We start from the raw sequence: 12001 nt of genomic DNA, 5'->3' as shown, positions 1-12001 counted from the left end.
AAATTGGAAAATGCTATGAATGCAAATAATCGAAAAGACCTCTGGCAAAAAGTCGATGCTGAAAAAGAACGGCTTATTGAGCTCAGCGATCGCGTTTGGGGCATGCCTGAAGTTTGTTATACAGAGTTTCGCTCAGTCGCTGAACATAAGGCTGAACTTTTGCATCACGGCTTCCGCGTCACTGAAGCGATAGCGGATATCCCAACCTCTGTTATTGGTGAGGCGGGAGAGGGCGGACCTGTTATTGCATTTTTAGGCGAGTTTGATGCGCTCCCAGGTCTGAGCCAAGAGGCGGGTCAGGCCGAGCACAAACCATTGCACGAGGGCGGAAATGGTCACGGTTGTGGGCATAATCTCCTTGGATCAGGTGCGATGCTCGCTGCAATTGCGCTCAAGAATTACCTGGCCGAAAAAGGCATTGCTGGACGGGTGCGCTATTATGGCTGTCCGGCCGAAGAGGGGGGCGCGGCGAAGACGTTCATGGTTCGCGCCGGAGCATTCGACGACGTCGACATTGCCATTTCATGGCATCCCTACAGTTTTTGGGAAGTCGCTCCGGCGCTTTCTCTTGCCAATACGCGTGCGGACTTCACGTTCAAAGGCCGTGCAGCTCATGCAGCCGCCGCTCCTCATTTGGGGCGCAGTGCACTTGATGCTCTCGAACTAATGAGCGTTGGTGTGAATTACATGCGTGAACATATGCCATCTGACGCGCGTGTTCACTCTGCAATTTTGGATGCAGGCGGCATCGCGCCCAATGTTGTTCAGGCTCATGCTCGGGTTCGTTATTCAATTCGCGCGATGGAACTGCAAGATATGCATGATCTTGTTCACCGTGTGCATAAAATTGCACAGGGGGCAGCGATGATGACCGAGACGACGGTTGAGATGAGCATCGTAAGTGCGGTATCCAACACGCTTGACAATAAGCCGCTCGAACATGCGCTCTATACAGCCATGGATGAATTGGGTGCTCCCGATTTTGATGAGCAGGATCGCGCTTTTGCCCGTGAAATTCGTAAAACATTCTCTGAACAAGATATAGCCTCCGTTTTCAAGGCGATTGGCATGCCAATCACCGAGGAGCCGCTCGCAAACTTCCTAACCCCTGAAAATACCAATCGGAAGCCGTTTATCGGGTCGACCGATATCGGTGATGTGAGCTGGGTTGTCCCAACAGTGCAGGTCCACGCTCCAACGGTTGCTATCGGCACACCGTTTCATACCTGGCAGATCGTTGCACAAGGCAAGTCGCCAGCTGCTCATAAAGCAATGGTTCATGCTGCAAAGGCAATGGCTGCGACGGGTCTCAACGCTATTGTCGATCCACAATTGTTGGAAAATGCGAAAGCAGCGCTGGCTGAACATACTGCGAGAACACCATATGTTTCGCCACTGGGTCCAGATGTCATGCCGCCCTTGAATATGTCTCGCGGATAAAGGCAAGAGAATTTCGGAAAAAAATAAGACAAGAGGGTTGGCCGTGCGGCAATTTTTATAATTCTGCACGGTCGTTAATCCATCCTGACCAAAAGACGGCCTTGGTTGCCTTAACTTCGCCCCATCAAATGCAGTACCGAGATCGGTATTTGAAAACTGCGAATTAATGGAGCAAATCAATGAATGGGCGGACGCAATTACTCAAAGCGCTTGCGCTGATATCAGTTCTCTGCCCCTCAATGGCTGTCGCCGGCGATTTTAGCGCATATGCTCAAAAAGCTTTTTCTCCAGTCATTGAGAATTATAAAATACCGGGTTTGGTTGTCGGCGTTACCCGCAATGGTGTTCATGAGTTTTATACGGCAGGTCTTGCGTCGCGAGCAGATAATCGCCCGGTAACGCCCGATACGCTTTTCGAACTCGGTTCGATAAGCAAAGTCTTTACAGTGACACTCGCGGCTCTGGCTGAACAACGCGGAAAGCTCAACCTCAACGACACGCTTGCCCATCATCTTTGTGAAGACACCTGTTCAATCGGCAATAATCTCACCTTGATGGATCTTGCTACCCACCATTCCGGCGGACTGCCTTTACAGGTTCCAGATAGCGTTAAAAACGTGGAAGGTTTGATAAATTGGCTTAAGGATTGGCAACCCTCTCACCCGGGTGCGCGCAGTTATTCCAACATCAGCATTGGAATGCTCGGTTATATTTCCGGTAAGGCAATGGGTAGCAACTACCCAAAGGCCGCCCAAACGGTGCTATTTCCTGCACTTGGCCTCACCAATTCCTGGATTGATGTGCCTGAAGAAAAGATGCCGCTTTATGCATATGGCTATGATCGCAAAACGGATGCACCCATCAGGGTTTCGCCCGGTGTTTTGGATGCGGAAGCCTATGGGGTCAAGTCGAGCGCTCGGGATATGCTCAAGCTTCTCGATATAGAGTTGGGTGAGGCTGAAACCTCGGCTGAAATAAAAGCTGCCGTTGAGCGGACCCAGCAAGGGCAGTTCAAGACGGATTTCTTTACTCAAGCCATGATCCTTGAACAATATCCATGGCCGGTGAATATCAAGGACATGCTTGCAGGAAACGGCTATGATTTCATTATGAAACCCCAACCGATGCAAAAAATAACGCCGTCCCTGCCGGCACAAAGACAAGTTCTCATCAACAAAACCGGCTCAACGAATGGATTTGGCGGCTATATCGCTGCAATCCCAAGTGAGAAACTTGGTATTGTGGTGCTCGCGAATAAAAACTATCCGAACGAAGCGCGCATCGAAGCGACCTATTTGCTTATTCAAGCATTGCTGAAACAGTAAGCCGGAAACTGCCCAGTGTGTCGGGTATGGAGGCGGAGGAATTCAAAGCTGGTCTTTGGAGCCAGCGCGGAGCCAGATACTAACAAAAATAGATTTAGCCGACGCCTTTTCACCAGGCTTGGTCGGCTAAATTGGCAAAACTAACATCTTTGGACCTTCACCACCTTTGAATCTTCAGTGTCTTCTTCGGCTTCGCCAAAAAAGGCAGGCATGAGAAAAGTCATTCAGGACAAAGCTCGGCATCGGCTATTTAGCGAAAATCACGGGTTTTAACCTTGATTTGATCGAGATGAAGATAAGGATCAGGCATATCGCGTGGTTTCGGCATCCCACGCCGGTCGGGCGCAGGCGAGCCATGATGAAATTCATCGCCTCTTCCATGTGGCAATGGAAATGCAGTTTCCCGGTTGCCGATGCCGGCGAGTTCAGATGAAAGATCCGTTATATGATGCGCGACGATATGAATGACGTCACCTTCACGTTGAACGCGCCCTTTTATGCCGATCATTCCACCACCGAGCACCGCACTCCGATATTTTTCAAACACTTTTGTCCATACCACGAGATTGGCGACACCTGTTTCATCCTCGATTGTAATAAACATCACGCCCTTGGCCGATCCAGGCCTCTGCCGCACTAAAACCAGACCTGCAACTTTGACCGGGCTTCGATCCCGCATCGCATTGGCACTCGCGCAGGTGGATACGTGTCGACGCGTCAGATCTGACCGAAGAAAGGCTAAAGGATGCTGACGTAATGTAAGCCCGACATGAGAATAGTCCGCCACCACCTCACTTCCAGCTGTCATTGGTCGTAAAGGCACCGCCGGTTCCACTTGTTCGGTAACGATGAAGCGCTCACGGGCAGCTGCCGCTGAAAACAATGGCAAAGGCTCGTCCCTAAGCGCCTTCATCGCCCAGACAACGTCACGTCTTTGAAGACCAAGCGAGGGTCTGAATGCATCCGCTTCTGCCAAGTCATTTAATGCAGATGCTGGAATTTCTGCCCGACGCCATAAATCATCGACTGATGCATAAGGGGCATCGCCGCGACAAGTTATCAGCCGAGCAGCCTGCGCGTTCCCCAAACCCTTGACCATGCGCAGTCCAAGACGGACCGCAAATCTGCATTCGTCGCCACTAATAGTTTCAAGTGTCGTGTCCCATCGCGAAGCGTTAATGCAAACCGGACGGATCTCAACGCCGTGCGCTTGCGCATCGCGGACAATTTGCGCTGGTGCATAAAATCCCATCGGTTGCGCGTTTAAAAGTGCAGCGCAGAAAACGTCAGGATGCCAACATTTGATCCAGCTACTTGCGTAAGCGATCAATGCGAAGCTCGCCGCATGGCTTTCAGGAAAGCCGTATGAGCCAAAACCCTCAAGTTGCTTGAAAGTTTTTGTCGCAAAGTCACGCTCATAGCCGTTGGCCACCATGCCTTCGATCAGCTTTTCTCCGAATTTCGATACACCGCCAGTGTGCTTGAATGTCGCCATTGCGCGACGCAACATATCAGCTTCACCCGCCGAGAACCCCGCGCATTCAATCGCAACCCGCATGGCTTGTTCTTGAAATAAAGGCACGCCCAACGTCTTGCCCAGGACGGCCTCCAACTCAGGCCGCGGGTAGACAATCTCTTCTTTGCCTTCGCGACGCTTAAGATAGGGATGGACCATGTCCCCCTGGATCGGACCTGGCCGCACAATCGCGACTTCAATGACCAAATCATAGAAAGTACGCGGCTTCATGCGCGGTAACATTGCCATCTGGGCCCGGGATTCGATCTGAAACGTCCCGAGCGTATCGGCCCGTCTTATCATCGCGTAGGTACGAGGATCCTCGGAAGGAATAGAGGCGAGCTCGAGCCTGATGTCCTTGTATTGAGCAAGAAGATCGAATGCTCGACGCATGCAAGACAGCATGCCAAGCGCCAATACATCGACTTTCATGAACTTCAAAACATCAATGTCGTCCTTGTCCCACTCAATCACCGCGCGGTCTTCCATGGCTGCGGGTTCGATGGGGACAAGTTCATCAAGCCGGTCCCGGGTGAGCACGAACCCGCCAGGATGTTGGGAAAGATGACGCGGCGTGCCGACAAGCTGGTTTGAAAGTTCCAAGGCCAGCTGCAGACGACGGTCGCAAAGATTTAGATTTAGGCCTTCTGCGTGTCTCGCTTCAACACCCTCCGACCATCCCCAAACCTGCGATGAAAGTGATTTCGTTAAATCCTCCGGTAAGCCCAGCGCCTTACCGACATCCCGAAGTGCACCCTTTGCGCGATAGCGAATTACGGTTGAGCAAAGTGCTGCACGGTCCCGCCCGTAGGTTTCATAAATCCATTGGATGACTTCTTCGCGCCGTTCGTGCTCAAAATCGACGTCGATATCAGGCGGTTCCCGCCTTTCTTCTGAAACAAAGCGTTCAAACAACAGATCGTTGCGATCTGGATCGATGCCGGTAACGCCAAGAACATAGCAAACCGAACTATTTGCCGCCGAGCCTCTGCCCTGGCAAAGAATTCCTTTGGAGCGGGCGAAGCGAACAATCGAATTGACCGTCAGAAAATAAGGCGCGTAATCGAGTTTTTTAATCAATCGCAATTCGTGCAAAAGACTGCCTCGTACTTTTTCAGGCAGCCCCTCAGGATAACGCTCAGCTGCGCCCTCCCAAGTCAGTTTTTCGAGCGCTTGTAGTGGCGAAAGTTCAGGAAAAAGTCGCTCTTCAGGATATTGATACGTGAGTTCGTCGAGCGAAAACTTGCAGCGCTCGGTAATTTCCAATGTCTTCGCTAAAGCCTCCGGATAGCGAGAAAACAATCGGTGCATCTCTTCGGGAGGCTTAAGATAGCGGTCAGAAAAACGCTCGCGCCGATAGCCCAGTTCATCGACAGTGGTATTGTGACGAATAGCCGTAACCACATCCTGCATAAGTTGGCGCGAAGGTTCGTGAAACAAGACGTCATTGGTCACTACGGCCGAAACTTTTGCTGCGGCTGCGAGCGCTGCCAACTGCCACAGACGCAATTGGTCGTTGGGACGTCGCCGCAATGTGAGCGCCATATAAGCGCGGTCTTCAAAAATCTCATTTACGCGCCGTAAGCGCATCGCACATGTAGCGTCGGGTGCATCGGGTAGTAGAACCGCTATCAATCCCTCGCTATAGGCTTCAATATCAGCCCAATCGAGGTCGCATTTTCCTTTGCCCGCCCGCTTTTTTCCCAAAGAAAGAAGACGGGACAGCCGCGCGTAGGCTGCACGATCCATCGGATAAATCAAAAGTGACGTAGCATCTTTAAGGTCCAGCCTGCATCCCACAACCAGACGTATGCCTGTATCTTGTGCCGCGCGATGCGCGCGTACGATCCCCGCCAGCGAGTTGCGATCAACAATTCCTAGTGCCTTTATTCCCATCAACGCCGCCTGAGCGAATAACTCCTCGCAGCTGCTGGCACCGCGTAAAAAAGAAAAATGGCTGGTTGTCTGCAATTCGGCATATTGTATGGGGCTCATCCAAATATCCCATGCAAGAACCATGACTGACTACCGCTGTCACTTCGCTCCCCATCGCCTGAACGAAAGATCCAGTAGCGCTCCCCTGCTTCATCTTCTACGCGGAAATAATCCCGCACCGTCGCCATTTCTGCGTCTCTTTTCCACCATTCACCCCGAATGCGTTCAGGGCCGTCTGCATGACGTACCCGTCGTCGAACCCCACGCCAGGTAAACCACACAGGTGGATTGTCAGGCAGAAGCGCCATGGTTTCGATAGGCTCCGGTCGTGGCAAGAGGCGTGACGGCCGCGGCCAGTCATTTCTCCAGGTTGCTCCGGTTTCAGGAGCAAGCGGGGCTACTTTCGTCACAGAGCGCTCCGGGACATCGCTTTGCACTGGAGTGAAGCGGCAAAGGCGATTTTCGCCGACCCGATTTGCCAGCAAATCGACGAGATTGGCGATGTCATGTTGCGGCTCGTCGACCAGCGCAGCAATGCTTTGCTTGCCGTTGAGCGGTTCGACGATGACAGCCGCAAGCTCCATGATTTCGATCCCGAAACCGGGATCAATGGTTCCGATCTTATCCGAAAGAAGTCGTGTCAGTCGCTTCGCATCGCGGACAGGTTGCGCCATGCCGACACGAATAGCCTGTCGGCTGTTGTCGACACGATGCACCAATAGATCAAGGCGACGTGTGCCTAACCCTTTTTCTTCCAATATTTTGCAAAGGTCTGCTGCAAGTTTATCAATATAGCGGATAATCGTTTCGGCCGCACCGATTGGTTCAGCAAAGACCTTTCGCGCTTCTATGATTTCGTTAAGGCGCGTTGGTGCAATTGGTTCTGCTAGTTGACCCAAAGCTTGATCGATACGACGTGCAACCTCGGGACCAAAGCGAAGGGTCAATGGTGCCCGTGGGGTGCTTAGCAAATCACCGACGCTTTCAAACCCTAAGGCACGAAGGTCTGCAATTATCGGTGATTGCAAGCGCAAAGCTGCTATCGGCAATGGCGCAAGATAGGCTTGACCGCCGTCAACCGGAATGATTTTCGGCGATTGCGCGTCAAACCGCGCTGCGGCATGTGCAACTCCCCACGTGTCCGCAACAGCTCCTCGCGTTTGGATGCCGGACGCTGCGAAGCGATCAATAATTGCGTTGAGCATAGCGGCCTCCCCCCCCAAAAGATGGTCGGCTCCGGTCGTGTCGATGACCAATCCATCGGGTGGATCCGCCATGACGATAGGGGAAATACGCTGCAGCGCCCATTGTGCAAGCTTTTGCAGTCCTTCTGCATCAGCGCGCGGATTATCGTCAATGACAGATAGTCCAGGAACCAGCGCCTGAGCTTTGGTAAGCAGCATGCCAATACGCAATCCCAATGCCTCGGCTTGCCGGTCAAGGGCAGTGACAACACGGCGACGTCCATCGCGGCCGATAAGAACCAGCGGGGGTTCAACGCGAAGCGAAACGGCGCCCGAGTTCCTTCTCAGGCGATCCGTAGACCATCTGGGAAGGAAGAGCGATACGACCCTGTTCATCGCAAGCTTCCACTTCAAAATCGGCACTCTCGCCTGCGCGACAGCGAATAAGTTCAACAAGCCAGCGTGCACGGTCGAGCCCGGGAACCGGCAAAGGTGCGGAGGGGAGGGCGGAGACGCGCCAACGTGTGACACTGGCTGTTGGTTGTCCGAAATCTCCAGCTTCCGACTGCCGTCGCCAGCGGCGCAATGCAATCCCGATCGTTCCTCCATTTTCGGCGGCCAATTGCAGTCGACGTGACGCAGTCATCGACAGACGCGCAGTTTCTGCAACCACCGCACCAAGCCCACCATGACGCAGGCCTTCTTCAAAACATGAAAGAAGAGCCTTTTCGTCGCCCGCTTCAAGATGCACCATCCGGTCAGGATGAAGCCCAGCCTGGGCGATCGCTGGCATGAACAAATCGCTCCGCGTTACCAACCAAAGGATTTTACCCTTGGTTCGTGCTGCGATGCCGGCGGTAAAAAGTGCTGCCGCAGCCCCATCAACAGCACCATTGCCGCCGCCAGCCACCTCATGCAAATTTCCCAACGCCAATCCACCACCGGGCAATTTGGCGTCGATTTCCGCAAGGCCAAACGGCAAAACCTGACGCACACGACCTTGTCCGCCTTCAAGCCGCTCAATGCGTGTCCGCAATTCGGCGATAACAGGATTTGCGGCGATCTGAGGCATTCCAAATACGGCTCCCTTTCTGGGGTTTGCAGCGCCCGTTAAAGCTGATAAGTTCCCTATTTGTTCCGATTGTCAGCGTGAGTCAATCGGGTGTGTGAACTGAAAAATTCTTGGATCAGGTGGGGTTTGGATGAAACCTACAAACGATTCAAAGAGATATCAGCGAGCAGGGTAGTCAGGATTTTTTTCTTCTCAGATGGGGACAATGGCGGCTTATCTAGAAAAACTCAATGAGCGGCAGCGCCAGGCTGTCGAATACGGCGTCGGCCTCGCGGAGGGTCGCATTGGTGGCCCCTTGCTGGTAATTGCCGGTGCAGGATCTGGCAAAACCAATACCTTGGCCAATCGTGTTGCTCATCTGATTGTTAACGGTGCCGATCCTCGCCGGATTTTGCTGATGACGTTCTCGCGCAGAGCCGCCTCAGAAATGGGGCGGAGGGTCGAGCGTATTTGCCGGCAGGTTTTAGGCGATAATTCAGCCATTATGACGGATGCATTGGCCTGGGCTGGGACGTTCCATGGTATCGGCGCGCGGCTACTGCGTATTTATGCCGAGCAAATCGGCCTGAATGTGGATTTTACTATCCATGACCGTGAAGATAGCGCCGATCTCATGAACCTCATTCGTCATGAGCTCGGGTTCTCTAAAACCGAAAGCCGCTTTCCGACCAAGGGAACTTGTCTTGCGATCTATTCGCGTACAGTCAATGCGGAATGTGCCCTTAGCGAAGTTCTGAAGTCAGCCTATCCCTGGGTCATCGGCTGGGAAGAGGAACTGAAAAAGCTCTTTGCAGCCTATGTTGAGGCAAAGCAGGCCCAAAACGTACTCGATTATGACGACCTGCTTTTATATTGGGCTCAGATGGTGTCAGACCCGGAATTAGCGGACGACATCGGTGGACGCTTCGATCATATTCTCGTCGACGAATATCAAGATACCAATCGTCTGCAGGCGTCGATTCTATTGTCGTTGAAGCCGGGTGGCCGCGGATTGACCGTTGTTGGCGACGATGCGCAGTCGATCTATTCGTTCCGGGCAGCGACAGTGCGCAATATTCTTGATTTTCCGAACCAGTTTTCCCCCACACCTGCAGACGTCATCACGCTTGATCGGAATTATCGCTCGACCCAGCCCATCCTTGCTGCAGCCAACGGAGTTATTGATCTGGCGCGTGAGCGGTTTACCAAAAACCTTTGGACGGATCGTCAGTCTGAACAGCGGCCGCTACTCGTCACCGTAAAAGACGAAACAGAGCAAGCAAATTATGTCGTAGAGCAGGTGCTTGCCAATCGTGAGGTGGGCATCAGCCTTAAACAACAGGCTGTGTTGTTTCGGACCTCAAGTCATAGCGGTGCACTGGAAGTCGAACTCACACGCCGCAATATTCCCTTCGTGAAATTTGGCGGACTGAAATTTCTCGACAGTGCGCATGTGAAAGATTTGCTCGCAACAATCCGTTTCGCTCAAAATCCGCGTGATCGAGTTGCAGGTTTTCGCCTCCTTCAGATGCTGCCCGGAATAGGCCCCCAGACCGCCGCCCGAATTCTTGACACGATAGCCGATGATCCTGAACCGCTCATGTCGCTTGCGGAAATTCCCCCGCCGCCAAAAACATCACAGGATTGGCCTGCCTTTGTAACTTTAATGTCGAGTTTACGAAAAGCAGAAGGCGGGTGGCCGGGCGAGGTCGCTTTGGCGCGAACGTGGTATGAACCACATCTTGATCGCATTCACGAGGATGCAGATACAAGGAAGGCTGATCTTTTACAGCTCGAACAGATCGCAGGGGGATATCCGAACCGAGAGCGTTTCCTGACCGAGTTAACGCTTGATCCGCCGGATGCGACCAGCGACCAAGCAGGCGTTCCTCTTCTTGATGAAGATTATTTGATCCTCTCGACCATTCATTCCTCAAAAGGCCAGGAATGGCGTTCGGTGTTTATGCTCAATGTTGTGGATGGATGCATTCCGTCTGATTTGGGCGCGGGAACCACAGCTGAACTTGAGGAGGAGCGGCGTCTGCTCTATGTCGGCATGACACGTGCGCGCGATAACCTCTCGCTCATCACGCCACAGCGTTTCTTCACTTATGGGCAGAACGCTCAGGGAGATCGTCACGTTTACGCTTCAAGAACCCGCTTTATTCCAGCTTTCCTGCTTCAATATTTTGAAGCGACGAGTTGGCCGAAAGTTTCTCACTCAGCCGGGGAACGCAGCGCTCGACAAGTCAGAATAGATGTCGGTGCCAGAATGCGCAGCATGTGGAAATAGTACCAATATCCTGTCCTGCAAGCTTTTCTTTCGCACGATGAAGGCGAGAAACCAGCGGGACAGGATATCGAAAGCGCTGCACGCCCCTTAAGGGTTTTCGCTTATAGATGCGATCACCGTTTTGCGTTCGCTGCTACCAGTCCGTGTTGTCGGGAATAATCCACGTATCGCATTCAACACATTCACGGCAAAGACCACAGCTGTCTAAATCGAACGCATTTGCTGGTCGCTTCTCCTGACAGCAATCACAAATCATCATTGTCGGGCGAGCCGATTCCGGCGGAAGTATCTCAATGCGCATAGTTTCATCGTCAGTTATGGCGAAGACGGTCATTGCGTTCTCACTTGGTGTTCTTTCGAATATTTTCTCAAAGATAAGAGAACATCAAGCTACTTTCCAGTCTCCAGGAAACTCACCCAAGCCTGGACAAAACGCTTTCATCGAACCAGAACGAACTGAAAGTTCGAGGCCGGCGTTGCTCCGCTCTATGGCCAGAGAGCCCTCAGAATACAATTTTCACTGCAAAAGCTTTGCCTTCATGGCTTCTCCAACAATTGTAAGCTGGAGAATGGGCGCACCACGAAGGACGTTTTCCTCGACAAGGTCGAGTTGCTCCAACCGGTTGATCACCCGGTTTGAAAGGCGCTGATCGCCCACGAGCCAACCAGTTCCGATTTTCTTTTGGTGACGAAAGAATGCGATGGCGCGGAGCGCGTTTTGCTGCGAGCGGGTTAAGCTACGTGCCGTCTCATCTGCATTATCATGATGGATGGTGGGGAGCATATCTTTTCCTTCCCGTTCAAACATGTCTGCCGTCAATCAGTACCTGACAACCCGACAAAAGGGCCGCTAAGGCCGCAGCATCGCAATGACACAGTAAAATGCGTTTCCTCGTCGTTGGTTCCGTTTGCAGCAATAGGCTATACCCGCTTGGGGTTCCGATTTCCTCGGGAAACAAGAGATATTGGTCGCACTCGCAATGCGGCGTGGGGGTAACTCCACCGTGGGTTCGAATCCCACCCTCTCCGCCACACCGCCGATTGCCCTCTATAGCGCGATATTGCCGCCGATCACCGCCGTTTCTACGATAAAATCCTGACATCTCAGCGTCGGCCGTAATGAATGATCTGTAAGCGCGGCTTTCTTTGCACGGCAATTCAAGGTGTCCACCTTGAAGGTGTACCCCTTGGTTTTTGGTGTAATCTCTTGCGGGTGGCCCGGAATGCGGGAAGCTGTGACGAGATGAAGGGCCCCCG

At 52.7% G+C, this 12001-nt stretch carries 8 protein-coding genes and 1 tRNA gene; 4 read left to right on the top strand and 5 right to left on the bottom strand.

Annotated elements, in window-relative coordinates:
* The first annotated feature begins 15 nt into the window (after nucleotides 1-15).
* Entirely contained in the window at nucleotides 16-1440 is a 1425-nt protein-coding gene (locus tag QSJ70_RS21900) for a M20 family metallopeptidase (RefSeq protein WP_285539594.1), read from the top strand.
* Nucleotides 1441-1619: 179 nt separating this feature from the next.
* Entirely contained in the window at nucleotides 1620-2765 is a 1146-nt protein-coding gene (ampC, locus tag QSJ70_RS21895; protein ID WP_285539593.1) for a class C beta-lactamase, read from the top strand.
* Nucleotides 2766-3015: 250 nt separating this feature from the next.
* Here ampC and QSJ70_RS21890 read toward each other — a convergent pair whose 3' ends face one another.
* From QSJ70_RS21890 to QSJ70_RS21880, 3 genes are read right to left on the bottom strand one after another with little or no spacing between them, the layout of a single operon-like run.
* Entirely contained in the window at nucleotides 3016-6276 is a 3261-nt protein-coding gene (locus QSJ70_RS21890) for an error-prone DNA polymerase (RefSeq protein ID WP_285539592.1), read from the bottom strand.
* Entirely contained in the window at nucleotides 6273-7796 is a 1524-nt protein-coding gene (locus tag QSJ70_RS21885; RefSeq protein ID WP_285539591.1) for a DUF6504 family protein, read from the bottom strand. Before QSJ70_RS21885 ends, QSJ70_RS21890 begins: the two co-directional genes overlap by 4 nt.
* Nucleotides 7711-8472: an ImuA family protein gene (locus QSJ70_RS21880; RefSeq protein ID WP_285539590.1), complete on the bottom strand. Its 762-nt coding sequence runs from the start codon at nucleotides 8470-8472 to the stop codon at nucleotides 7711-7713. Before QSJ70_RS21880 ends, QSJ70_RS21885 begins: the two co-directional genes overlap by 86 nt.
* Before the next feature lie 205 nt (nucleotides 8473-8677).
* Between QSJ70_RS21880 and QSJ70_RS21875 the strand changes: the two genes are divergently transcribed.
* Entirely contained in the window at nucleotides 8678-10744 is a 2067-nt protein-coding gene (locus QSJ70_RS21875; RefSeq protein ID WP_502871708.1) for an ATP-dependent helicase, read from the top strand.
* 517 nt (nucleotides 10745-11261) lie between these two features.
* Here QSJ70_RS21875 and QSJ70_RS21870 read toward each other — a convergent pair.
* Nucleotides 11262-11528, bottom strand: a complete 267-nt coding sequence (locus tag QSJ70_RS21870; RefSeq protein WP_285539588.1) for a hypothetical protein — start codon at nucleotides 11526-11528, stop codon at nucleotides 11262-11264.
* A 167-nt stretch (nucleotides 11529-11695) separates the two neighbouring features.
* Between QSJ70_RS21870 and QSJ70_RS21865 the strand changes: the two genes are divergently transcribed.
* Nucleotides 11696-11776 (top strand) — tRNA-Ala (locus tag QSJ70_RS21865).
* 16 nt (nucleotides 11777-11792) lie between these two features.
* Here QSJ70_RS21865 and QSJ70_RS21860 read toward each other — a convergent pair.
* Nucleotides 11793-12001 (bottom strand): hypothetical protein (locus QSJ70_RS21860; RefSeq protein WP_285539585.1); only part of this gene is annotated, 209 nt, incomplete at its 5' end.

This window comes from Brucella sp. NBRC 12950, assembly GCF_030268145.1.
In the GTDB taxonomy this organism is placed as follows: domain Bacteria; phylum Pseudomonadota; class Alphaproteobacteria; order Rhizobiales; family Rhizobiaceae; genus Brucella.
Note: the sequence above shows the minus strand (reverse complement) of the source record. Positions and strands in the feature narration are given on the sequence as shown.

Excerpts from the sequence above, each read along its gene's own strand:
- QSJ70_RS21900 (WP_285539594.1), top strand. The coding sequence starts at position 16 with ATGAATGCAAATAATCGAAAAGACCTCTGGCAAAAAGTCGATGCTGAA.
- ampC (WP_285539593.1), top strand. The coding sequence starts at position 1,620 with ATGAATGGGCGGACGCAATTACTCAAAGCGCTTGCGCTGATATCAGTT.
- QSJ70_RS21890 (WP_285539592.1), bottom strand. The coding sequence starts at position 6,276 with ATGAGCCCCATACAATATGCCGAATTGCAGACAACCAGCCATTTTTCT.
- QSJ70_RS21885 (WP_285539591.1), bottom strand. The coding sequence starts at position 7,796 with ATGAACAGGGTCGTATCGCTCTTCCTTCCCAGATGGTCTACGGATCGC.
- QSJ70_RS21880 (WP_285539590.1), bottom strand. The coding sequence starts at position 8,472 with ATGCCTCAGATCGCCGCAAATCCTGTTATCGCCGAATTGCGGACACGC.
- QSJ70_RS21875 (WP_502871708.1), top strand. The coding sequence starts at position 8,678 with ATGGCGGCTTATCTAGAAAAACTCAATGAGCGGCAGCGCCAGGCTGTC.
- QSJ70_RS21870 (WP_285539588.1), bottom strand. The coding sequence starts at position 11,528 with ATGCTCCCCACCATCCATCATGATAATGCAGATGAGACGGCACGTAGC.